21 protein-coding genes, 1 tRNA gene and 1 riboswitch are annotated in these 21,632 nt (G+C 63.0%); of the genes, 12 read left to right on the forward strand and 10 right to left on the reverse strand.

The genetic code is table 11. The features are described from left to right. Both NKJ23_RS31010 and NKJ23_RS31015 read right to left on the reverse strand, forming a co-directional pair. On the reverse strand, positions 1 to 663 hold the full coding sequence (locus tag NKJ23_RS31010) for a response regulator transcription factor (RefSeq protein ID WP_031211969.1): 663 nt from the start codon (positions 661 to 663) through the stop codon (positions 1 to 3). 118 nt (positions 664 to 781) lie between these two features. Further along, positions 782 to 1,213 (reverse strand): hypothetical protein, encoded by a 432-nt coding sequence (locus tag NKJ23_RS31015; protein ID WP_023677367.1) that lies wholly within the window; start codon positions 1,211 to 1,213, stop codon positions 782 to 784. 126 nt (positions 1,214 to 1,339) lie between these two features. Between NKJ23_RS31015 and NKJ23_RS31020 the strand changes: the two genes are divergently transcribed. Next, positions 1,340 to 1,690, forward strand: a complete 351-nt coding sequence (locus tag NKJ23_RS31020; RefSeq protein ID WP_023677366.1) for a DUF952 domain-containing protein — start codon at positions 1,340 to 1,342, stop codon at positions 1,688 to 1,690. Next, the gene (locus NKJ23_RS31025) at positions 1,687 to 2,763 is read left to right on the forward strand and encodes a quinone-dependent dihydroorotate dehydrogenase (protein ID WP_023677365.1); all 1,077 of its coding nucleotides are present in this window, start codon (positions 1,687 to 1,689) and stop codon (positions 2,761 to 2,763) included. Before NKJ23_RS31020 ends, NKJ23_RS31025 begins: the two co-directional genes overlap by 4 nt. Positions 2,764 to 2,766: 3 nt before the next feature. Here NKJ23_RS31025 and NKJ23_RS31030 read toward each other — a convergent pair whose 3' ends face one another. Then, positions 2,767 to 4,191, reverse strand: coding sequence for an MATE family efflux transporter (locus tag NKJ23_RS31030; protein WP_031211968.1), 1,425 nt, complete (start codon positions 4,189 to 4,191; stop codon positions 2,767 to 2,769). Between the two features lie 50 nt (positions 4,192 to 4,241). Between NKJ23_RS31030 and NKJ23_RS31035 the strand changes: the two genes are divergently transcribed. Then, a complete protein-coding gene (locus tag NKJ23_RS31035; RefSeq protein ID WP_023677363.1) occupies positions 4,242 to 5,144 on the forward strand; it encodes a histone deacetylase family protein in 903 nt (300 codons plus the stop codon). Between the two features lie 4 nt (positions 5,145 to 5,148). Here the strand turns inward: NKJ23_RS31035 and NKJ23_RS31040 are convergent, their stop codons facing one another. Then, positions 5,149 to 5,412 carry a DUF6460 domain-containing protein gene (locus NKJ23_RS31040; RefSeq protein ID WP_023677362.1) on the reverse strand — a complete coding sequence of 88 codons (264 nt, stop codon included), beginning with the start codon at positions 5,410 to 5,412 and terminating at the stop codon, positions 5,149 to 5,151. Between the two features lie 131 nt (positions 5,413 to 5,543). Between NKJ23_RS31040 and NKJ23_RS31045 the strand changes: the two genes are divergently transcribed. Then, positions 5,544 to 5,617, forward strand: a tRNA-Gly gene (locus NKJ23_RS31045). 313 nt (positions 5,618 to 5,930) lie between these two features. Here the strand turns inward: NKJ23_RS31045 and NKJ23_RS31050 are convergent. Next, positions 5,931 to 6,920 (reverse strand): LysR family transcriptional regulator, encoded by a 990-nt coding sequence (locus NKJ23_RS31050; RefSeq protein ID WP_023677361.1) that lies wholly within the window; start codon positions 6,918 to 6,920, stop codon positions 5,931 to 5,933. A 317-nt stretch (positions 6,921 to 7,237) separates the two neighbouring features. Between NKJ23_RS31050 and chvE the strand changes: the two genes are divergently transcribed. The 5 genes from chvE (at position 7,238) to NKJ23_RS31075 (ending at position 12,886) form a co-directional block, all read left to right on the forward strand. Beyond that, on the forward strand, positions 7,238 to 8,302 hold the full coding sequence (gene chvE / locus NKJ23_RS31055) for a multiple monosaccharide ABC transporter substrate-binding protein (protein ID WP_023677360.1): 1,065 nt from the start codon (positions 7,238 to 7,240) through the stop codon (positions 8,300 to 8,302). Between the two features lie 99 nt (positions 8,303 to 8,401). Beyond that, positions 8,402 to 9,934, forward strand: a complete 1,533-nt coding sequence (gene mmsA, locus NKJ23_RS31060) for a multiple monosaccharide ABC transporter ATP-binding protein (RefSeq protein ID WP_023677359.1) — start codon at positions 8,402 to 8,404, stop codon at positions 9,932 to 9,934. Continuing rightward, positions 9,931 to 11,223, forward strand: a complete 1,293-nt coding sequence (mmsB, locus tag NKJ23_RS31065; RefSeq protein WP_352684505.1) for a multiple monosaccharide ABC transporter permease — start codon at positions 9,931 to 9,933, stop codon at positions 11,221 to 11,223. Before mmsA ends, mmsB begins: the two co-directional genes overlap by 4 nt. Before the next feature lie 190 nt (positions 11,224 to 11,413). Beyond that, positions 11,414 to 12,406 (forward strand): AraD1 family protein, encoded by a 993-nt coding sequence (gene araD1 / locus NKJ23_RS31070; protein ID WP_023677357.1) that lies wholly within the window; start codon positions 11,414 to 11,416, stop codon positions 12,404 to 12,406. Between the two features lie 27 nt (positions 12,407 to 12,433). Next, on the forward strand, positions 12,434 to 12,886 hold the full coding sequence (locus tag NKJ23_RS31075; RefSeq protein ID WP_352684507.1) for a hypothetical protein: 453 nt from the start codon (positions 12,434 to 12,436) through the stop codon (positions 12,884 to 12,886). Between the two features lie 17 nt (positions 12,887 to 12,903). On the opposite strand, the gene NKJ23_RS31080 is transcribed toward NKJ23_RS31075, so the two are convergent. Continuing rightward, a complete protein-coding gene (locus tag NKJ23_RS31080) occupies positions 12,904 to 13,998 on the reverse strand; it encodes a 2'-deoxycytidine 5'-triphosphate deaminase (protein WP_352684509.1) in 1,095 nt (364 codons plus the stop codon). 135 nt (positions 13,999 to 14,133) lie between these two features. Continuing rightward, positions 14,134 to 14,211, forward strand: a riboswitch (SAM riboswitch). A gap of 70 nt (positions 14,212 to 14,281) precedes the next feature. Here NKJ23_RS31080 and NKJ23_RS31085 point away from each other — a divergent pair. Beyond that, positions 14,282 to 15,472, forward strand: coding sequence for an O-succinylhomoserine sulfhydrylase (locus NKJ23_RS31085; RefSeq protein ID WP_352684511.1), 1,191 nt, complete (start codon positions 14,282 to 14,284; stop codon positions 15,470 to 15,472). 37 nt (positions 15,473 to 15,509) lie between these two features. On the opposite strand, the gene NKJ23_RS31090 is transcribed toward NKJ23_RS31085, so the two are convergent. Continuing rightward, positions 15,510 to 16,664: a glycosyltransferase gene (locus tag NKJ23_RS31090; protein ID WP_352621865.1), complete on the reverse strand. Its 1,155-nt coding sequence runs from the start codon at positions 16,662 to 16,664 to the stop codon at positions 15,510 to 15,512. Positions 16,665 to 16,890: 226 nt separating this feature from the next. Here NKJ23_RS31090 and apaG point away from each other — a divergent pair, with 226 nt between their 5' ends. Beyond that, positions 16,891 to 17,283 carry a Co2+/Mg2+ efflux facilitator ApaG/CorD gene (apaG, locus tag NKJ23_RS31095; RefSeq protein ID WP_023677352.1) on the forward strand — a complete coding sequence of 131 codons (393 nt, stop codon included), beginning with the start codon at positions 16,891 to 16,893 and terminating at the stop codon, positions 17,281 to 17,283. A gap of 6 nt (positions 17,284 to 17,289) precedes the next feature. Here the strand turns inward: apaG and NKJ23_RS31100 are convergent, their stop codons facing one another. The 3 genes from NKJ23_RS31100 to NKJ23_RS31110 all read right to left on the reverse strand — a co-directional run bounded on the left by NKJ23_RS31100 (position 17,290) and on the right by NKJ23_RS31110 (position 20,588). Beyond that, complete coding sequence (locus NKJ23_RS31100; protein ID WP_352684513.1) at positions 17,290 to 18,300, reverse strand: Hsp33 family molecular chaperone; 1,011 nt, start codon at positions 18,298 to 18,300, stop codon at positions 17,290 to 17,292. Positions 18,301 to 18,462: 162 nt separating this feature from the next. After that, positions 18,463 to 19,374 carry an ornithine carbamoyltransferase gene (gene argF, locus NKJ23_RS31105; protein ID WP_254816329.1) on the reverse strand — a complete coding sequence of 304 codons (912 nt, stop codon included), beginning with the start codon at positions 19,372 to 19,374 and terminating at the stop codon, positions 18,463 to 18,465. A gap of 14 nt (positions 19,375 to 19,388) precedes the next feature. Next, entirely contained in the window at positions 19,389 to 20,588 is a 1,200-nt protein-coding gene (locus NKJ23_RS31110; RefSeq protein WP_352684515.1) for an aspartate aminotransferase family protein, read from the reverse strand. Positions 20,589 to 20,943: 355 nt separating this feature from the next. On the opposite strand from NKJ23_RS31110, the gene NKJ23_RS31115 reads away from it, so the two are divergent. After that, on the forward strand, positions 20,944 to 21,468 hold the full coding sequence (locus NKJ23_RS31115; protein ID WP_023677348.1) for a GcrA family cell cycle regulator: 525 nt from the start codon (positions 20,944 to 20,946) through the stop codon (positions 21,466 to 21,468). Positions 21,469 to 21,632: the final 164 nt, after the last annotated feature.

A 21,632-nucleotide genomic window follows, 5' to 3' on the forward strand; every position in this document is an offset into this window, starting at 1 on the left:
TCAGCCGGCCGTCTGCAGCGGGTCGCTGCCGATTTTGGACAAAAGGATGACCGCCTGCGTGCGGCTGTCGACGCCGAGCTTCTGCAGGATGGCCGAGACATGCGCTTTGATCGTCGCTTCGGAGACCCCGAGCTCATAGGCGATCTGCTTGTTGAGCAGTCCCTCAGCCAGCATGCCGAGCACGCGCGTCTGCTGCGGGGTCAGCGCCTGCAGCCGCTTGATCAGGTCGGAAATCTCGGGATCGCGCTCGACGCCGAGATCGATGCCGACGGGAGCCGCGATATCGCCTGCGAGCACCGACTGCACCGCATTGCGGATCTCCTCCATGCTGGCCGATTTGGAGATGAAGCCGGAGGCGCCGAGATCGAGCGCGCGCCGGATCGTCACCGGATCGTCATGCGCCGAGACCACCATCATCGGCACCGCCGGATGGATGCCGCGCAGCGAAATCAGGCCGGAAAGACCGCTTGCCCCCGGCATCGAGAGATCGAGCAGCACCAGATCGACATCCTCATTGGCCAGGACAAGCGCCTTGGCGCTTTCGAAATCGCCAGCCTCGTGAATGGCGGCAACATCTCCGATACCCGCGAGTGCCTCCCTCAATGCACCGCGAAAAAGCGGGTGATCATCGGCAATGACGAATGTGTAGCCCAACGGTGATATCCCTCCCCGAATCCCGTTGGCGATGTTCCGCCTTGCAGGATCTGAACGATTGTAACGCTACGCCTGCCGTCCGGCGTGGGCGGCTTGCTATTCCCGCCCCAGGTCTTTTGCGAATTGCCTAGGTCTTTTGCGAATTGAGCTTGGCGCCGTCGTCGTCCTTGTCCATGTCCTTGACGATATCCATGAAGCTGCGCAGGAAGCGCTCCATGTAGCCCATCGTCTTGTTGAAATCCTCCTCGCTGGGCAAAGTCGATTCGAAACGGGCGGCAAGCGAATTTTCGAGCTTGGCGACGCGTTCGTCGAGCGCCTTCACCGAACTTTGCAGCCGGTCGACCTCATCTTGTAGGGCGGCACGTTCGTCGGCCGCCGTCTTGCAGACGAGCTGGCCGGAGCGTTCCTCGCAGAGCGACATGGCGCCGGTTTGCGTATCCATGCGGACATAGCCATTGGCCGATTTCTCCAACCGGTAGCGATCGGCTTCCTCGGAAAAGGCCGACGCCGCGACAAGCGACACCAGTGCTGCGGGGATCAAGACGTGTTTCAGACGCATGTTTTCCTCCATGAGCCAGTCAGCGCAATCTATCACAGTTTGCGCCTGAAATGGGGATGAACCTGAAATGGGGAAGAACACGGGCCTGCCCTTCCCCGCGTGGTCGGTTCGGACTATAGCGCAACGATGTCCGAGATCATCTACAAGATAGTTCCCGAGGCGCTGTGGCGCGAGGCTGAAAGAGAAGGCGGCTTCACCGGCGCGCCGATCGACGTCGCCGACGGCTTCATCCATTTTTCCACCGCCGGGCAGGTTCGGGAAACGGCGGCCAAACATTTCGCCGGCCAAAGCCGGTTGCTGCTGGTCGCCGTCGATAGCGCGCGCCTCGGCGATGCGCTGAAATATGAGGTCTCGCGCGGCGGCGCCCTGTTCCCGCATCTCTATGGCGGGCTCGGCCTCGATGCGGTCGTTTCGGTGCAGGCATTGCCGCTCGGCGCTGACGGCCGGCATGAATTCCCGGCGCTGGAGGCCGAATGAGCGCGTTCGACCGGATCGGCCAGAAACTGCTGTTCACGCTCGATCCGGAAACCGCGCATGGGCTGTCGATTGCCGCGCTGAGATGCGGGCTGCCGGTCGCCGGTCGTCCGCCGCAGGACAACAGGTTAAAGGTCAGCCGTTGCGGGCTCGGTTTCCCGAACCCGCTCGGCATGGCCGCGGGTTACGACAAGAATGCCGAAGTGCCGGACGCGCTGCTCGGCCTCGGCTTCGGCTTCGCCGAGGTCGGCACGATCACGCCGCTGCCGCAGACCGGCAATCCGAAGCCGCGCATCTTCCGGCTGCCTTCGGACGGGGCAGTGATCAACCGGCTGGGCTTCAACAATGAAGGCCACGCCGCCGCGGAAAAGCGCCTTGCCGCCCGCATGGGCCGTGCCGGCATCGTCGGCGTCAACATCGGCGCCAACAAGGACAGCACCGACCGCGTCAGTGACTATGAACGCGGCGTGGTCCGGTTCGCGCGATATGCCAGTTATCTGGCAATCAACATCTCCTCGCCGAACACGCCGGGCCTGCGCAACATGCAGGCACGCGAACAGCTTGGCGAACTTCTGTCGCGGGTCATGGCCGCGCGTGCGGCAGCACCGGCAAAACCGCCCGTGTTCCTCAAGATCGCGCCGGATCTGGTCGAGGCCGAGCTTGAGGACATCGCCGCCGAGATCAGCGACAAGCAAATGGACGGCGTCATCGTCTCCAACACAACGATCGCGCGAGCCGGCCTGAGCAGCGCCGGCCTTGCCGGCGAGACCGGCGGGCTTTCGGGGAAACCCTTGTTCGAGCGCTCGACTATCGTGCTGGCAAGGATGCGAAAACTGCTTGGCCCGGATCCCACCATCATCGGCGTCGGCGGCGTCGATTCCGCCGAGACGGCGCTGGAAAAGATCCGTGCCGGCGCCGATCTCGTCCAGCTCTATACCGGCATGATCTATGCCGGGCCCGCGCTGCCGGGGCGCATTCTTTCCGGCATGGCCCGTTTCATGGACAGTCAACGGCTGAAGTCGCTGCGCGAGCTTCGCGACAGCCGCCTCGATCACTGGGCGGCGAAACCGTTTTAGCGATCAGCCAAAGACCGCGCGCACCCGCAGCCGCAATATGGCGAGCAGGCTGAAGCCGCGTACCAGCAGGAAGACATGCAACGCCGCCCACAAGCCGTGATTACCGAAGGCCGGCGCCAGGATCAGCAGCGCGGCGCTGAACGCCAGGAATGACAACAGCATCATGTTGCGCATGTCGCGCGACCATGTTGCGCCGATGAAGACACCGTCCATCTGGAAAGCCAGCACGCCGCTGAGCGCGGTGAACGCCGCCCAGGGCAGGTAGATGTCGGCAATGGCGCGGACGTCCGTCGCGGTCGTGATCAGGGCGATCAGATCCGTGCCCTCCAGCAGGAAGAAGAGTGTCGCCGCGCCGGCCAGACCGAGTCCCCAAAGCAGCGTCAGCCGCACCGCCTGGTTAAAGGCGGTGGCGGCGCGCGCTCCGATGGCGCGGCCGGCGAGCTGCTCGGCGGCAGTGGCGAAACCGTCGATGAAATAGCCGGCAACCAGGAACAGGTTCATCAGCACGGCGTTGGCGGCCAGCGTCAGCGTGCCGAACTGCGCGCCCTGGCGCGTGAACAGCGCGAAGGCGGCGAGCAGCGAAAAGGAGCGGATCATGATATCGCGGTTGAGCGACATCATGCGCAGGAATGCCGGCAGATCGAGGACGCGGTGGCGCGGCAGCCTGGGTGCCGCCCAGAAGCGCCGGCCGACGATGGCGAGACCCAGCAGCATGGCGACGAATTCGCCGGTGAGCGTCGCCCAGGCTACGCCGGCGACGCCCCAGCCGAACTCCAGGCCAAGCAGGAAGCAGAGGGCGATGTTGATGCCGTTCAGTATCAATTGCAGCATCAGCCCGAGCCCGCCCTCGCCGCGCCCAAGCACGTAACCGAGGATGGCGTAATTGATCAGGGAGAACGGTGCGGCGAGCATCCTGATGCGGATATAGACGTCCATCGCCGCGCTGACGCGCGGTTCGGCGCCTATGAACCATTGCCCGGCGGTGGAGACCAGCGGCGCAAGCGCGGCAAGCACGACGCCGGCGACGACCGCGATCAGCACGGCGCGCCAGAACACCGCCTGCTCCTCCAGCGCATCGCCGCGCCCGAAGGCCTGGGCGACGAGGCCGGTGGTGCCGGAGCGCAGGAAGTTGAAGGTGGTGAAAACGACGTCGAAGATCAGGGCGCCGGCCGCCAGGCCGCCGAGAAGGGCGGCGTCGCCGAACTGCCCAATCACCGCCGTGTCGACAATTCCGAGCAACGGCGTCGTCAGATAGGCAAGCGTCATCGGCACGGCGATGGCGAGCACCGAGCGGTTGGTGACGACGAAGGCCCTGGCTTCGGTGGCGTGGACTTCGGTGGGTAAAGCCTGCTCCAAACGCGTGTTGCTTCCTGTTGCGGCTTGATCGGCTAGCCGATGTGCCCCAGTTTGCGGACCTCGCGCAACCATCCACCCCGCTATGGTCAACCGAAACCCGCCTCTGGCGCACCGCCCGTCCCATGCCCTTGCAGATCGTTCATCATCCCGACTACGACGCCGGCTTCGCCGTCAACCACCGCTTCCCGATGAGCAAATATCCGCTGCTGATGGATGCCTTGCGGGCACGCGGCCTGGCGCAGCCCGAAGCGCTCAACATGCCGGAGGCGGCGCGGCCATCATGGCTGAAGCTTGCCCACGCGGTCGACTATGTCGACCAGGTGCTTGCCTGCGAAGTGCCGGTGGCGATCGAGCGCGAGATCGGCTTTCCCGTGGGACCGCGGGTTTCGCTGAGGGCGCAGCTCGCAACGGCCGGCACGGTGCTGGCAGCGCGGCTGGCGTTGCTGAACGGCATCGCCTGCAACACCGCCGGCGGCAGCCATCACGCGCGGCGCGCGCAAGGCGCCGGCTTCTGCACCTTCAACGACGTAGCCGTTGCCGCGCTGGTGCTGCTCGCCGAAGCTGCTGTCCAAAACATCCTGGTCGTCGACCTCGACGTGCATCAGGGCGACGGCACGGCGGATATCCTCAACGACGAGCCGCGCGTGTTTACCTTCTCCATGCATGGCGACCGCAACTACCCCGCGCTCAAGATCGCCTCCGATCTCGATGTCGCCCTGCCCGACGGCGCCGGCGATTCAGCCTATCTGGAGCGGCTGGACGCCATCCTGCCGGAGTTGTCGGCGCGAAGGCGCTGGGACCTCGTCTTCTACAATGCCGGCGTCGATGTCCATGTCGAGGACCGGCTCGGCAGGTTGTCGCTCACGGATGACGGGCTGCGTGCCCGCGACGATATGGTGATCCGCCATTTCCGCACGCTTGGCATACCGGTATGCGGCGTTATCGGCGGAGGCTATTCGACGGATGTCGCAGCACTTGCTGCACGGCACGCCATCCTGTTCGAGGTGGCGGCGGGCTACGCCTGAAAATTCATTTCCGGTAGTTAGCGATCCTGAGCAGGATGAAGGCCGGCACGACGATCGCGGCACCGAGCAGGATGTAGCCGAGGAAACGGTCGATGGCGTGGAAGCCCAAATTCCACAGGTCGATGAAGAATTTGCGAATGCCGTAAAGCACATCCATCGGCGACCAGCCGAAGGCATTCATGACCAGCCCGACGAGGAACGACACCACAAGCAGCTTCAGGATCACCCGGAGCGGCGTATCGCCGAGAAAGCGGTTCAGTGCGGACAAGCCTGTCTCCACAGTCGGGTGCCGCGATTCGGGCACATGCCTAGAAATACGCAGTTGATAGCCCTGCATCAAGCCGAGCCCTCAAACCGGATTGCGCATCGGCGCCGGGCCATGATATCGGAGGAACCAGCGCGGGTATGATGTAATGGTAGCTTGTCAGCTTCCCAAGCTGAACGCGCGGGTTCGATTCCCGCTACCCGCTCCAGCTTTTGCCCCCGGTGCATTGCACTTGTTCTGGCCAAGCTGAAAACCAGCGGATTTATAGGCAGTTTTACAGCCCGGCTGGCCGTCTTTCATCTGTTTGGCCGATGTGCCAGTTCGTGGAATATCTCACATTGAGGGTCGGCGGGGCCTCGAATGACCCCAACCGGAAAGTCTACCCTTGGCCCGCTGGCTTCTGCTGGCGGGCTTTTTTTGAGCATCAGGCAGTAGTGGCCGACGTGCATCGGCGCCGCTGCTGGCGGGCCTGTCTGGTCGTCTGGCCGGCCACGGGATGCGCCCGCTACCCGCTCCAACCCTCAGCCCACCTCTCGCAAAATAAAATCGTGCAGCATCTTGGCTGCCGGTGACAGCGCGCGGTTCTTCACCGTGATCAGGCTGTACGGCCTGACCTCGATGTCGAATTCAGTGTGGACGACATCGATAGCGCCGGCCAGGCCCTCGGGGTTCTGGATGAACTTCGCGACCTGGATCGACACCGGCGCGATGGCGTCGGATTGCGCGACCATGACCAGAGTCAATAGCAGCGAGCTGGTGTTGAGGATGCGGTCCGGCAGCGCGATGTTGCGGTTCAAAAAGTTGCTTTCCATCGCCTGGCGCAGCGGCGAGCCGCCCGACTGGAAAACCCAGTCATAGGCGGCGGTGTCTTCCAGCCGCACCGCCTTGCCCTTGGTCAGCGGGTGGCCGCGGCGCACGATCAGGCAGGCTTTCTCGACGCCGATGACGCGCGCTTCGAACAGCCGCGGATTGAGGTCGTCGGGGATGCGGGCGATGATGAAATCGTGGCGCGAGGCGATCAGCTCGCGCGCCAGGACGTTCGATGTCTCGACCTGCATGGTGATTTCGATGCGCGGATAAAGGCGCCGGATCTCGCGGATCGCCGGCACCGCCAGCTCGATCGCCGGTGCTGTCACCGCGCCCAGGAACACCGAGCCGCCTTTGCCCGCCTTGAGCTCGAAAATCTCGCGATCGACCTCGCGCATCTCGAGCAGGATCGATCGCGCGCGCCGTGCCAACGCCTTGCCATAGGGTGTCAGCGTGACGCCGCGCGGCAGCCTTTCGCAGAGCTTGACGTCGAGCACGGCCTCCATCTCGGCGATCATGCGCGAGGCCGCCGGCTGCGAGATGTTCATGACCTGGGCCGCGGCGCTCACCCGGCCGTGCTCGTCGAGGGCTGCGATCATGCGCATGTGACGCAGGCTCAAGCCGCTGCGCAGCAAGGTTCCGCCATCACCCGGAATTTCATCGTAACTGGCTGATATTCCGTCAGGATTTCGCAGCGCCGCCATGATTCTTCCCTACTCTTACGCCCGGCGCCCTGGCTGGATCCGGCAGCGTCGTCACTAGCCTAAGCCATATCAGTCTCGATATAGCAACCATCAAAGATCGCATTTGACAGTTATGGCAAAGCGACACACCCTTCGCGCGTCCTGAGGCTTGACGGTCGGTGACGAGGGAAAACTCGTATCGATTGAAACCAGAGTCTCGGGGCCGATTGGGAGGATACCGGAGATCGATTGACGGCAGCGGCGCGTTTGGCGCTCCTGCACGATTGCGCGGCCCACGAAACCCAAGGGTACGCGTCCATCAACCAGGGAGAGTTAATGTGAAGATTGTCAAGACACTGGCCGCCGTCGCGGCCCTAGGCATCGCGGCCATGACGCTGCCGGCGCAGGCGGGCGAAGGCCTGATCGGCGTGCTGATGCCCACCAAGACCTCGCAGCGCTGGATCAACGACGGCGACGCCGTCAAGTCCCAGCTCGAGGCTCTGGGCTACACTGTCGACCTGCAGTACGCGCAGGACGACATTCCGAACCAGCTCAGCCAGCTGGAAAACGAAATCACCAAGGGCCCGAAGGCGCTGATCATCGCTTCGATCGACGGCACCACGATGGGCGATGCGTTGCAGAAGGCGAATGACGCCGGCGTTGTCGTCGTCGCTTACGACCGCCTGATCAAGAAGACGCCAAATGTCGACTACTACACCACCTTCGACAATTTCGGCGTCGGCGTCATCCAGGCCAAATCGCTGCTCAAGGGTCTCGGTTATCCCGAGAAGAAGGGCCCGTTCAACATCGAGCTGTTCGGCGGTTCGCCGGACGACAACAATGCGTTCTTCTTCTATAACGGCGCCATGTCGGTTCTTCAGCCGCTAATCGACGACAAGACCCTCGTCGTGAAGTCCGGCCAGATGGGCATGGACAAGGTCGGCACGCTGCGCTGGCTGGCGGCAACCGCCCAGGCCCGTATGGACAATCTGCTCTCCGCCAACTACTCGGACGGCAGCCGCGTCGATGGCGTGCTCTCGCCCTATGACGGCCTGTCGCGCGGCATCATCGCTTCGCTGCGCGCCGTAGGCTACGGCACCGCCGATCAGCCATGGCCGATCGTCACCGGACAGGACGCCGAGACCGCTTCGGTCAAGGCGATCATCGCCGGCGAACAGTATTCGACGGTGTTCAAGGACACCCGCGAACTCGCCAAGGCGACGGTCGAACTCGTCGATAAGGTGCTCTCGGGCGGCAAGCCGGAAGGCCTCGACACCACGACCTACAACAACGACGTCAAGGTCGTTCCCTCGATCCTGTTGACGCCGCATGACGTCGACAAGTCGAACTACCAGGCCCTGGTGGTCGACTCCGGCTACATCAAGGCCGAAGAACTGAAGTAATCGCGGTTACAAAGCCTGGGGTCCTGCGCAGGCAGGGCCCCTTTTCGTTGGCGAGCCAGCCCGGTATTGTTTGCGGACCTCGCAGGAGTGGTATTCTCAATGGCATCGACGATTTTGGAGATGCGCGACATCACCAAGACGTTTCCCGGCGTCAAGGCGCTGTCGAACGTCAAGCTCATGGTCGAGGAAGGCGAGATCCATGCCGTGGTCGGCGAGAACGGCGCCGGCAAGTCGACGCTGATGAAGGTGCTGTCGGGTGTGTATCCGTCCGGCACCTATGACGGCCAGATCATCTATCGCGGCGATGAGTGCCATTTCAAAGGCATCCATGACAGCGAGCGCAAGGGCATCGTCATCATCCACCAGGAGCTTGCGCTGGTGCCGATGCTGTCGATCGCCGAAAACATCTTTCTCGGCAACGAGCACGCCAGATACGGCGTCATCGACTGGAATGCCAATGAGGCGCGCACCAGCGCCCTGCTCAAGAAGGTCGGCCTCAAGGAGGACCCCAACACGCTGATCACCAATATCGGCGTCGGCAAGCAGCAGCTGGTCGAGATCGCCAAGGCGCTCAGCAAGGAAGTGAAGTTGCTCATTCTCGACGAGCCGACCGCGAGCCTGTCCGAAAAGGACAGCCAGGCGCTGCTCGATCTGCTGCTCGAATTCAAGCGGCAAGGCATCACTTCGATCCTGATCTCGCACAAGCTCAACGAGGTGAACCGGGTCGCCGACAAGGTCACCATCATCCGTGACGGGCGGACCATCGAGACGCTGGCCAAGAAGGACATCTCGGAGGACCGCATCATTACCTCGATGGTCGGCCGTTCGCTCGACGACCGCTATCCGCCGCGCGAGCCGAAGATCGGCGAGACCGTTCTCGAAGTGAAAAACTGGTCGGTCTACCACCCCATCCATGCCGAGCGGCAGGTCATCAAGGGTATCAACCTCAACGCCCGCAAGGGCGAAGTGGTCGGCATTGCCGGGCTCATGGGCGCCGGCCGGACCGAGTTTGCCATGAGCCTGTTCGGCCGGTCCTATGGCCGTCGCATCACCGGCGAGGTGTTCCTCAACGGCAAGCCGATCGACGTCTCTTCGGTGAGCAAGGCGGTGGAACACGGCATTGCCTACGTTACCGAGGACCGCAAGACCTACGGTCTCAACTTGATCGACCACATCAAGCACAACATCACGCTGGCCAACCTGCCCGGCGTGTCGCGCCACGGCGTGATCGACGATTTGCGCGAGCTTTCGGTCGCCAACGATTATCGCGGCAGGACCAATATCCGCGCCTCGAGCGTCTACCAGATGACCGGCAACCTTTCTGGCGGCAATCAGCAGAAGGTGGTGCTGTCGAAATGGCTGTTCGCCAATCCGGAAGTGCTGATCCTCGACGAGCCGACACGCGGTATCGACGTCGGCGCCAAGTATGAAATCTATACGATCATCGCGCGTCTCGCCTCCGAGGGTAAGGCAATCATCGTCATCTCGTCGGAAATGCCCGAACTGCTCGGCATCACCGACCGCATCTACGTCATGAACGAAGGACGCATCGTCGGCGAAATGGCGGCAAGCGACGCCAGCCAGGAAAAGATAATGCGCGCCATCGTCCGCGGAGAAGGAAAAGCATCATGAGCACCGAAAGCGCTCCCGGGCCGCAGACCGGCGTTGCCCAGGATCTACAACAGGGACCTCGCATTGCCGTCTCGGCGCTGGTCACCAACCTGCGCGAATACGGGTTGGTGCTGGCGTTGATCGCAATCATGGTGTTCTTCCAGTTCACCACGTCCGGAACGCTGTTCAAGCCGGTGAACCTCAGCAATCTCGTGCAGCAGAACAGCTTCATCATCGTGATGGCGCTGGGCATGCTTCTGGTGATCGTTTCGGGTCACATCGATCTCAGCGTCGGCTCCGTCGCCGGCTTCATCGGCGCACTGGCGGCGATGATGATGGTCATCTGGCCGCTTGGCCCATTGAGCAATCCGCTGGTGGTGTCGATCATCTGCCTGATCGTCGGTGGTGCGATCGGCGCGGCACAAGGCTACTGGATTGCCTATCACCGAATACCGAGCTTTATCGTCACGCTGGCGGGCATGCTGATCTTCCGCGGCATCTGCCAGGCGCTGCTGGGTGGCGGGTCTTCCGTAGGGCCGCTTCCCGTCGGCTTCAAGGCGCTCAGTTCCGGCTTCATTCCGGACCTGATCGGCCCATTGACGCTGATACCGCCAACCGTGAACGCCGCCGGCAAAACCATTGTCGGCAGCGGCCTGACGCTGCACCTGACGACGATCGTGATCGGCCTCGGCGCCGTGCTCGCCTATGCCTATTTCGGGCTCAGGGCACGGCGCACCCGCGAGAAACATGGCTACGAAGCCGAGCCCTTCTCGCTGTTCGTCGTCAAGACCCTGGTGATCAGCGCGCTGGCGCTGTTTCTCGTCTACCAATTCGCCACCTATAGGGGCCTCCCCATCGTTCTCATGGTGATGGGCGTGCTGATCGCGTTGTTCGTCTTCGTTACCAAACGCATGACGATCGGCCGTCGCATCTATGCGATGGGCGGCAATGTCAAGGCAGCCCAGCTATCGGGCATCAAGACCGAACGGCTGACGTTGATGGTGTTCATCAATATGGGCGTGCTGTCGGCACTCGGCGGCCTGATTATCGCAGCGCGCCTGGGGCAGGCTGTGCCGGCGGCCGGCCTCGGCAGCGAGCTCGACGTCATCGCCGCGGTGTTCATCGGTGGCGCTTCGGCGATGGGCGGCGTCGGCCAGGTCATCGGCGCGGTGGTCGGCGGCTTCATCATGGGCGTCATGAACAACGGCATGTCGATCATGGGCGTCAATGTCGATTGGCAGCAGGTGGTCAAAGGCCTGGTGCTGCTCGGCGCCGTCGTCTTCGACGTCTACAACAAGAACAAGGCTTGAGAGGCAACCAGGAGGCATACGGGTCACATCGCGGCGCTGCCGGGCGGCGCAAAGAAGTCCCCCGAGGGACCTGATCCGCGAGCGCAATCCGGACGAAGAATTTCAACCGAGGCGCGGACAGGGTCCGGGCCGCGCAGGGCAGGGTTTGCCAAGAAAGGCACGCCAAGCCCACAATTCAGAGAGGGTTACCATGCTGATCTCACAAATCCTCGACGACGCCGAGACGATCCGCGTCGTTGCCCGCAGCGGCGGCAAGACCCGCGTCATCAACGGCGCCCGCAGCGTCTATTCGCTGGCGATGGAAGCCGCGCGTACCGGCAGCGGGCTTGTCGCCCTGATCGAGCGCAAGGGCTTCGGCGAAACCGTCGATCTCGACGCAGCCTACAAGAAGGGCCGGCTGCTGTCGCCGATCAACCATCCCGATCCGGCGCATCTCCATCTCACCGGCACCGGGCTGACGCATCTCGGCTCCGCCGCGACCCGCGATTCCATGCACAAGAAGCTCAGCACGGACGGCGAGGAACAGCTGACCGATTCCATGAAGATGTTCCGCATGGGGCTTGAGGGCGGCAAGCCGGCGAAGGGCCAGACCGGCGTGCAGCCGGAATGGTTCTACAAGGGCAACGGCACCATGGCGGTGGCGCCCGGTGCGGCGCTTATGTCGCCGGCCTTCGCCCAGGATGCCGGCGAGGAGCCGGAAATCGCCGGGATCTATGTGATCGGCGACGACGGCGCCCCGTTCCGTGTCGGCTTCACCCTGTCTAACGAGTTTTCCGACCACGTCACCGAGCGTGTGAACTATCTCTTCCTCGCCCATTCCAAGCTGCGCAACGCTTCGTTCGGCCCGGAGATCCTGATCGGCGACCTGCCGTCCGACATCCGCGGCGCTTCACGCATCCTACGCGACGGCAAGCTGCTTTGGGAAAAGCCGTTCCTGTCGGGCGAGGCGAACATGTCGCACACCATTGGCAATCTCGAGCATCATCACTTCAAATACTCGGCCTTCCGCCAGCCGGGTGACGTGCATGTACACATGTTCGGCACGGCGACGCTGTCCTTCGCCGACGGCATCAGGACCGAGGCCGGTGACGTATTCGAAATCGAGGCGCAGGATTTCGGCCTGCCTCTGCGCAACCCGCTTGAAATCGAGCAGCCGGTGAAGGTGGCGGTGAAGGCGTTGTAAACTGGTGACATAATTCAGGGGCGAGAAATGAACGGCCTGCGGATTGGCACTGTGTTCGTAAGTTTAGTCCTGTTCCTCGCCTATTTCTCCCCAGCGGCTTACAGCGCCGGACAATGCAGCGCAAGATCCTATCGCGAAGCCCGAATGTCGATGACTGACCGGCTTCTGGCCACCGGCTATTCGAAATCGCAAGTGAGCTTTCTGATGCGCAACGCGGATCGCATGACGTCCGCACTACGCGCTGACAGACTGAACGACAATGGCAGAGCCTGCGGTATCGACTCCGCCAGAGCCCATGTGCTGGGATGTCTCGGCAAGCAGTTGTTCCCCTTGCAGTCCAGCTCAAGCGCCTCACTTGACGACGAGAAGCAAACCAGAGGTTTTTGGGGGAAGAAGCGATTGGCAGTGCGAGAACTGCTCTTTATCGGTCAGTTTCATGGCTGCCTTGGTGCCGCGAAAGAATATCTGTTTCGCGGCTGACGGAATTGCGAACAAGCTCAGCGCGCGGCGCGGAAATGCTTGGACAGTTTCAGGCCCTGTGCCTGATAATTCGAGCCGAGATCAGTGCCGTAGAGCGCCCGCGGCCGTTTCAGCATGTGCTCGTAGACCAACCGTCCGACGATCTGGCCGTGGTCGAGGATGAACGGCACTTCATGGCTGCGCACCTCGAGCACCGCCCGGCTGCCGGTGCCGCCCGACGCCGAATGGCCGAAACCCGGGTCGAAGAAACCGGCATAGTGGACGCGGAACTCGCCGACCAGCGGGTCGAAAGGCGTCATTTCGGCGGCGTAGAGTGGCGGCACATGCACCGCCTCGCGCGACACCAGGATATAGAATTCGTCCGGATCGAGCACCAGCTCGCCGGCACCGCTCTTGTAGAGCGGCTCCCAGAAATCGACGACATCCTGCGCGGCGCGCTTGTCGACGTCGACCAGGCCGGTGTGGTGCTTGCCGCGATAGCCGACCAGCCCGTCCTTGTCGCCGTCGAGGTCGATCGATAGCGCGATGCCCCCGCCTGAGATGTTGGGTGGTTCGGTGGCGACCAACATTTCGGCGCGGTGCAACTCGTGCAGCTCGTTTTCCGACAAGAGCGCATTGCCGGTGCGGAACCTGATCTGCGACAGCCGCGAGCCGGTCCGCACGACGATCGGGAAAGTGCGCGGGCTGACCTCCAGGTAGAGCGGGCCTTCATAGCCGGCGGCGATCTTGTCGAACTCGTGGCCGCGGTCGGTCATTACCCGGGTGAAGATATCGAGCCGTCCGGTCGAGCTTTTCGGGTTGGCGGAGGCGGAAATATGGGCGGGCAGCGCCAGGCCTTCGAGCAGCGGCACGATGTAGACGCAGCCGGTTTCCAGCACGGCACCTTCGGCGAGGTTGATCTCGTGCAGCTTCAGCCGGTCGAGCTTGTCGGCAACCCTGTGGTCCGGGCCGGGCAAGAAGGAAGCACGCACCCGCCAGGCCTTGTCGCCGAGCCTGAGGTCAAGGCTGGCCGGCTGGATCTGATCGGCATCGAGCGTGCGCGGCGATTTCAGCGCGCCCGTCTGGAACAGCGCGGAAATATCCTGATCGGGAAGAATGCCTGTCTGCCGCAAGGGTCTGGCTCCGTTCGAACGCCGGGCGAGGTCTTGTTCTGTCGCAGGTCCGACCGTGGACGCCTTTGGCACCTGCTTGGTACAACCCTCTTAATCATGCCGGCAATTGACGCAAGCGTGGCGCGGGTCTAAAGCTCGTTATCCCGTGGTGATTTGGCCGGTCGGCTTGCAGCCACGTTAAACAAGTCGCTAAAGGACCGTCGGGCCGCAAGGCCATATGGACCGGTTGCGACTTTCGCGACCGGTTTTTTGTTGTTTGGACCAATTTTGGTGTTTGGATAGAATGATGACCAAGAAGCGCGACTGGAAGCCTCAGACCGCACTCGTGCATGCCGGAACGCTGCGTTCCGGCTTCGGCGAGACCTCCGAGGCGATGTATCTCACCCAAGGCTATGTCTACGAGACGGCGCAAGCGGCGGAGGCCCGCTTCAAGGGCGAGGAGCCGGGCTTCATCTATTCGCGCTATGCCAATCCGACGGTCGACATGTTTGAGAAACGCATGTGCGCGCTGGAAGGAGCCGAAGACGCGCGCGCCACGGCATCCGGCATGGCGGCGGTGACGGCAGCACTGCTGTGCAGCGCCAAGGCGGGCGACCATATCGTGGCGGCGCGCGCGCTGTTCGGCTCCTGCCGCTGGGTGGTCGAGACGCTGGCGCCGAAATACGGCATTGAGGCAACGCTGGTCGACGGCACCGACATCGCCAATTGGGAAAAGGCGGTCAAGCCCAACACCAAACTGTTTTTCCTGGAAAGCCCTACCAATCCAACGCTGGAGGTAGTCGACATTGCCGCCGTCGCGGCACTTGCCAATTCGATCGGCGCCAGGCTGATCGTCGACAATGTCTTCGCTACGCCCTTGCAGCAGAAACCCCTGCAGCTCGGCGCCCACATCGTCGTCTATTCGGCCACGAAGCATATTGACGGCCAGGGGCGCTGTCTTGGCGGCATCGTTCTGTCGGACAAGAAATGGATCGACGAGAACCTGCATGACTATTTCCGCCACACCGGCCCAAGCCTCTCGCCCTTCAATGCCTGGACGCTGCTGAAAGGCCTGGAGACGCTGCCGCTACGCGTACGCCAGCAGACGGAAAGTGCCGGCCGCATCGCGGATTTCCTCGCCGAGTGCCCGCAAATCGCCCGCGTCATCTATCCCGGCCGCGCCGACCACCCGCAAGCGGCCGTGGTCAAGAAGCAGATGTCGGGCGGCTCGACGCTGATTTGCCTCGATGTGAAGGGCGGCAAGCAGGCGGCCTTTGCCTTCCAGAACGCACTCGACGTCGTGCTGATTTCCAACAATCTCGGCGACGCCAAGAGCCTGATCACCCATCCGGCGACGACCACACACAAGAACTTGACCGATGAAGCCCGCGCCGAGCTCGGCATCGGACCGGGAACGCTCAGGCTGTCAGTCGGCCTTGAGGACGCCGACGACCTGCTCGAAGACATCGAGCAGGCACTGAGAGTTGCCGGATAAGGGCCTGGCCGAACAGAGGCGAGCGGGGACGCGCCGATCAGGCGCCGGACGGGGTCTCTTCCAGCTCCGCGACGGCCTTGGTCTGGATAGTCATCACATTGCCGCGCCAGTCGACGGCGCCGCTCAGCCATCCGCGCGCCCAAATGGCGGGAAGCATCAGGTCTCGCGCCATCATCGCCAGGATGGTGCGCAGCGACAGGTGCCATCCCTTGGCCGAGGCCAAGGCGCATTCCGGCAGGTAGGCCGCGACCAGCACGGCGATGGCGGTTGCCGGCAGGCTGACGCCGGCGTCAGCCGCCGCGATCAGCGCAAGCACCAGCGGCGGCGCTGCGCCGATCAAGATCTCGGGGGCGAAGAACAGCGCGAAGGTGACGCGGCGCAGCCGCGCCCAGCGCGCCTGCCGCGACCAGATCTCGCCAAACGTGCGCCGGCCGAGCGGCTGTTCGAAGGGCGAGGCGACAAGATTGACCCGCAGTCCGAACCCGTTGACCAGCTTGGTCGCGGCGGCGTCTTCGGCGATCTCGGCAGCAAGCGCGCAGATGCCGCCATTGGCGTCGAGCATCGGCTTATTCCACAACATGCTCTTGCCCTGCGCGAAGCCGAGGCCGAGCGCCTCTCCGGCGTACTGCCAGCGTGCCTGCAGCGTGTTGAGAAAGGCGCATTCGACCTCCCCCCAGAAGCCGTCCGGCCGCGAGCCGATCGGCGTCGAGCAGACGAGGCCGGTGTCGTGCCGCCACGCCGCCATCAGGTGCTGGACGTAGTCGCTCGGCATAAGCACGTTGGAATCGGCAAGGATGACCCAGCTATAATGCGCCGCTTCCCAACCCTTCACGCAATTATTGAGTTTTGGATTGCCGCTGATGCGGTCGTCACCGACTAGAAGGCGGGCGCGAATAGCTGGAAAGCGCGCCATTGCGGCGGTGATCGGCTTGACCACCGGGTCGTCGGCATGGGCAACGCAGAAGATGAGTTCGTAACGCGGCCAGTCGAGTGAGAAGGCGCGCTCCAGCGTCTCTTCGGCAAACGGCTCGACGCCGCGCGCCGGGATGACGATCGATACCGGCGGCGCGTTGGCCGCGGGCGGTGCGATCCTGCCTGGTCGCTTCAGCTTCAGCGAAGCTAACAGGATGCTGGCGAGATTTGAAAGAAGGAGGGCTATGGAAAGGAGGGCGGCTGCGAATGTCGGTTCCATCGAGATCTGGTCACTCCAGAAGTGCCGGCCGCATGACGGCCGTTTTCAACAATTCGACAGAACGCTGAGTCGCCCGGCACAAGCCTGCACACCATCATTGTCATGTGTCACTTAAATGACATTGTTTTTCGGCACCTGCGCTCGAGTCGGGCAAGAAGATGACGCGCATCGTTGATCAAACTGCGCTGAGCGTCGAAGTTCCATCTACATTGCTTTGGAGCAGTTTATGTACAGCGCCGTCACCCGCAACATCGAAGTGCAGGTCAGGCCGTTCTATCTGGAGGATCACTCCGACCCGCCGCAAAACCGCTATGTCTGGGGATATCAGGTGACCATCGACAATCAGTCGGATGAGTTCGTGCAGCTTCTGTCGCGCTACTGGCACATTACCGACGGCACCGGCAAGGTCGAGGAAGTGCGCGGCCCCGGGGTCGTCGGCGAGCAACCCGGACTCAACCCCGGCGACAGCTATCAGTATACGTCTGGATGCCCGCTCTCGACGCCGTCCGGCATCATGGTCGGGCACTACACCATGCGCAACAAGCGGGGCGAGACGTTCGACGTCGCCATCCCCGCCTTCTCGCTCGACTTGCCGGGAATGCGGCGCACCGTCAATTGACGGCCGTCATCCGGCCGCTGCAAACTCCGCCGGGTCGAAGTCATATTGCTTCGAGCAGAATTCGCAGGCGACGTGAATGCTGCCATCCTCGGTGCTGTCCCTGATCTCCTCGGCGGAAAAGCCTTCGAGGATGCCGTGGATCTTCTCCCTCGAGCATGAGCACTGGTCGGCGACCGGCACCCCGCCGAACACGCGGACGCCATGCTCGTGGAAAAGCCGGTAAAGCAGCCGTTCGGCGCCGATCGTCGGATCGATCAGCTCGGTCGGTTCAATAGTACCAACCAGCGCCAGCAGCTCCTGCCAGGAATTGTCGGTCGGGTCGTGGATTTCCTCACGCGGATCGCCGTCGCCACCGGGAAGGTCGGGTACGCGCATGCGCTCCGCCGACTGCGGCAGGAATTGTGCCAGCAGGCCACCGGCCCGCCATTGCTCGCGGGCACCGCCGACGCCGGGCGTCAGAAGCTTGGCAACCGAAAGCCGGAGGTCGGTCGGAATCTGCTCCGACTGGCGGAAATAAGTGCGTGCGGCATCTTCCAGTGTGACGCCGTCGAGCTGGACGATGCCCTGGTAGCGTTGTGTGTGAGCGCCCTGGTCGACGGTCAGCGCCAGGACGCCGCTGCCGAGCAGCGTCTGCGGTGACGTCTCGCCGGCAGAAGTCAAAGCCTGCAGCCGGTCGGCATCGAAGCGGGCATAAGCGCGCAGCGCTTGCGGCGTGGAGAAATCCGCGACCAGCATGTCGACCGGCCCGTCGGTGCGGGTCTGCAGAATGAACTTGCCCTCGAACTTCAGCGAAGTTCCGAGCAATACCGTCAACACACAGGCTTCAGCCAGGAGCCGGGCGACCGGCTCGGGATAGTCGTGGCGGCTCAGAATAGCATCGAGCATCGGCCCGAGCTGGACGGTGCGACCGCGCACGTCGAGCGGGCCGACCTCGAACGGCACGACATGGTCGTCGCCGGCGTAGCCGAATTCGCCGAGCTTGGGTTTATGTTCAGCCAATTGATGAGTTTCCAACATGACAAAGCTCCGGGGCGCGGCGATGCCGCCCTCCGGGGCGCATGCGACGAGACGCGCTCGATTTGCGTGATGCGCCTGAGATAGGCACCACCAACTCCCGGATCAAGGCGGCCCAGATCAAGGCGGCGCAGATCAGGCCGGCCCGGATCACCGCGGCTCGTATCAAGCGCCCAGGCACCAGGCCAAGACCGCCTTCTGGGCATGGAGCCGGTTCTCGGCCTCATCGAACACCACCGAATGCGGTCCGTCGATGACCTCGTCGGTAACCTCCTCACCGCGATGCGCCGGTAGACAGTGCATGAACAGCGCGTCCGGCTTGGCTTTCGCCATCAGTGCCGCATTGACCTGATAGGGCAGGAAGACATTGTGGCCGCGGGCACGGTGCTCCTGGCCCATCGACACCCAGCAGTCGGTGACGATGCAGTCGGCCTCGTGAACGGCCTCCTCGGGCGAACGGGTGAATTTCAGCTTGCCGCCATTGGCTTTCGACCAGTCGACATGCTTCTGGGCCGGTTCGCTGCCCTCGGGCACGGCGACGTTCAGCTTGAAATGGAACCGCGCAGATGCCTCCAGCAGCGAATGCAGCACGTTGTTGCCGTCGCCGGTCCAGGCGATCGTCTTGCCGGCCACCGGACCGCGGTGCTCTTCGAAGGTCATGATGTCGGCCATCAGCTGACAGGGATGGGTCTCGTCGGTCAGCCCGTTGATGACGGGGACCGTAGCGTTTTCCGTCAGTTCCAGCAGCCGGTCATGCGAGGTGGTGCGGATCATGATGGCATCGACATAGCGCGACAGCACCTTGGCCGTGTCGGCAATGGTCTCCGAGCGGCCAAGCTGCATCTCGGTGCCGGTCAGCATGATCGTCTCGCCCCCCAACTGCCGCATACCGACGTCGAACGACACGCGCGTGCGCGTCGACGGCTTGTCGAAGATCATCGCCAGCACCTTGCCTTCGAGCGGCTTGCTGCGTTCGCCGGCCTTGAGCCTTGCCTTTCGCACCGCTGCGTCGTCGAGCATGAAGCGCAGATCGCCTTCGGAAACGGCGGAAAGATCGGTGAAATGGCGAAGGGACATCAGGAATTCCAGGATTACTTCGCAGCGGCAGCGACGATGGCATCTGCCAGGCTCTTGGCGCCGGCACGAATGCGCTCGAGCGCTTCGTGGATCTCGGCGTCGGTGACGGTGAGAGGCGGTAGCAGGCGGATAACGTTGTCGCCGGCCGGAACCGTCAAGAGATGCTGGTCACGCAGTGCCACCGTGACCTTGGTGTTGGGCATCGCGCATTTAAGCCCGAGCATCAGGCCGTTACCCCTGATGCTTTCGATAACATCCGGAAATTCGTCGGCGACGCCAGCGAGCCCCTGCTTCAACAGCAGTGCCTTGCGCCGGACGTCTTCGAGAAAGCCGTCTTCCAGCACCACGTCGAGCACGGCGTTGCCGACCGCCATTGCCAGCGGATTGCCGCCGAAGGTGGTGCCGTGCACGCCGGCGGTCATGCCGACCGCTGCCTCGTCGGTGGCGAGGCAGGCACCCATCGGGAAGCCGCCGCCGATGCCTTTGGCCACCGCCATGAGGTCGGGTGTGACACCCGCCCACTCATGCGCGAACAGCTTTCCGGTGCGGCCGACGCCGCATTGGACCTCGTCGAAAATCAGGAGCAGTCCGTGCTGATCGCAGAGCTGCCTGAGCCGCTTCAGCGATTGCGTCGGCACTTGCCTGATGCCGCCCTCGCCTTGCACCGGCTCGATCAGGATCGCCGCGGTTTCAGGCGTGATCGCCTTCTCGGCGGCATCCATGTCGTCGAAACTGACCTGGTCGAAGCCGTCGACCTTGGGGCCGAAACCTTCCAGATACTTGTACTGGCCGCCGGCGGCGATGGTCGCCAGGGTGCGGCCGTGGAAGGCGCCTTCGAAGGTGATTGTGCGGTAGCGCTCGGGATGGCCCTTGACGAAGTGGTAGCGCCGCGCCGTCTTGATGGCGCATTCGAGCGCCTCTGCGCCGGAATTGGTGAAGAACACCTTGTCGGCGAAGCTTGCGTCGGCCAGCCGCTCGCCGAGCCGGCTCTGTCCCGGAATCTCGTACAGATTGGAGACGTGCCAGAGCTTGGCGGCCTGCTCGGCGAGGGCCGCGACCAGATGCGGATGGCTGTAGCCCAACGAATTCACGGCGATGCCGCCGGCGAAATCGAGATATCGCTCGCCCTTGTCGGTGACCAGCCAGGTGCCTTCACCGTGGTCGAAAGCCAGGGGTGCGCGAACAAAGGTCTCGAAAAGCGCCGAACCGCTCATTATATGCGTCTCCGGAACCGGAAAAATCAAAAAGCCGCCAAAGCGGCGGCCCTTGTGGCTTATCGTGTTTTTCGGCCGTGAAGTCAACGAAAAGGTCGCGCAAGGTCGCGCGGCAAGCCCCCCAGCATAACGCCGGCTCATAAGCGACCGGGCAAGTTGGGGAAAACCGAAAAAACCGATTCGTGTTTGCCTTGGGACTCTTGTCACCGAGTCAGCGCATAAGGTAATTGTAGTAGAGAAATAACTAGATTTCGTGCGGCGGACCTAATCACCCGATATATGTGGTGTCTGCCCGGCAGAAGCCGGGTCGGGAATGGATTCCGATTGCCGCACGTTTCAGCAGGAGCGCGGTCTCATGAACTGGACTGACGAGCGAGTCGAACTTCTCAGAAAATTGTGGTCGGAGGGCCTCAGCGCCAGCCAGATCGCCGCACAGCTTGGCGGGGTCAGCCGCAATGCGGTCATCGGCAAAGTGCACCGGCTGAAACTGTCCGGTCGCGGACGCACGACCGCCTCACCGGCACGCCAGAAGAAGACGGTGCAGGGATCGACGATCCAGAAATCGGTGTCCCGGGCAGCAAGCGCCACGCGCCATGCCACCACCTCGATGTCGATCGGTGCGACCGCGCTCAAGGCGCAGTTCGATGCCGAACCGGTGGCGCGCCACTATATCCGCCCGGTCGAGAACGTCGTCGTGCCGATCTCGCGGCATCTGCAACTTGTCGAACTCAACGAGCGCACTTGCAAATGGCCGAACGGCGATCCGCTTTCGGAAGACTTCCATTTCTGCGGCAACGACGCCGCCGAAACCGGCCCCTACTGCAAGTACCACGCCCGCGTGGCGTTCCAGCCGGCATCGGAGCGGCGGCGGAGCAGATAGTTAGGGGAATAGGGGAGTAAGGCAGTACGGCAGTAGGTGAATTGTAGAGAAGCGCGCTCCCGAAGCGATAGCCTACTGCCCTACTGCCCTACTGCCCTACTGCCCTACTGCCCTACTGCCCTACTGCCCTACTGCCCTACTGCCCTACTGCCCTACTGCCCTAC

The sequence above is a fragment of the Mesorhizobium sp. M0184 genome (genome assembly GCF_040322215.1).
GTDB lineage: Bacteria > Pseudomonadota > Alphaproteobacteria > Rhizobiales > Rhizobiaceae > Mesorhizobium.

Excerpts from the sequence above, each read along its gene's own strand:
- araD1 (WP_023677357.1), top strand. The coding sequence starts at position 11,414 with ATGCTGATCTCACAAATCCTCGACGACGCCGAGACGATCCGCGTCGTT.
- NKJ23_RS31090 (WP_352621865.1), bottom strand. The coding sequence starts at position 16,664 with ATGGAACCGACATTCGCAGCCGCCCTCCTTTCCATAGCCCTCCTTCTT.
- NKJ23_RS31015 (WP_023677367.1), bottom strand. The coding sequence starts at position 1,213 with ATGCGTCTGAAACACGTCTTGATCCCCGCAGCACTGGTGTCGCTTGTC.
- argF (WP_254816329.1), bottom strand. The coding sequence starts at position 19,374 with ATGTCCCTTCGCCATTTCACCGATCTTTCCGCCGTTTCCGAAGGCGAT.
- mmsA (WP_023677359.1), top strand. The coding sequence starts at position 8,402 with ATGGCATCGACGATTTTGGAGATGCGCGACATCACCAAGACGTTTCCC.
- NKJ23_RS31050 (WP_023677361.1), bottom strand. The coding sequence starts at position 6,920 with ATGGCGGCGCTGCGAAATCCTGACGGAATATCAGCCAGTTACGATGAA.
- NKJ23_RS31035 (WP_023677363.1), top strand. The coding sequence starts at position 4,242 with ATGCCCTTGCAGATCGTTCATCATCCCGACTACGACGCCGGCTTCGCC.
- mmsB (WP_352684505.1), top strand. The coding sequence starts at position 9,931 with ATGAGCACCGAAAGCGCTCCCGGGCCGCAGACCGGCGTTGCCCAGGAT.
- NKJ23_RS31085 (WP_352684511.1), top strand. The coding sequence starts at position 14,282 with ATGATGACCAAGAAGCGCGACTGGAAGCCTCAGACCGCACTCGTGCAT.
- NKJ23_RS31110 (WP_352684515.1), bottom strand. The coding sequence starts at position 20,588 with ATGAGCGGTTCGGCGCTTTTCGAGACCTTTGTTCGCGCACCCCTGGCT.
- apaG (WP_023677352.1), top strand. The coding sequence starts at position 16,891 with ATGTACAGCGCCGTCACCCGCAACATCGAAGTGCAGGTCAGGCCGTTC.
- NKJ23_RS31020 (WP_023677366.1), top strand. The coding sequence starts at position 1,340 with ATGTCCGAGATCATCTACAAGATAGTTCCCGAGGCGCTGTGGCGCGAG.
- NKJ23_RS31025 (WP_023677365.1), top strand. The coding sequence starts at position 1,687 with ATGAGCGCGTTCGACCGGATCGGCCAGAAACTGCTGTTCACGCTCGAT.
- NKJ23_RS31075 (WP_352684507.1), top strand. The coding sequence starts at position 12,434 with ATGAACGGCCTGCGGATTGGCACTGTGTTCGTAAGTTTAGTCCTGTTC.
- NKJ23_RS31115 (WP_023677348.1), top strand. The coding sequence starts at position 20,944 with ATGAACTGGACTGACGAGCGAGTCGAACTTCTCAGAAAATTGTGGTCG.
- NKJ23_RS31100 (WP_352684513.1), bottom strand. The coding sequence starts at position 18,300 with ATGTTGGAAACTCATCAATTGGCTGAACATAAACCCAAGCTCGGCGAA.
- NKJ23_RS31030 (WP_031211968.1), bottom strand. The coding sequence starts at position 4,191 with ATGGTTGCGCGAGGTCCGCAAACTGGGGCACATCGGCTAGCCGATCAA.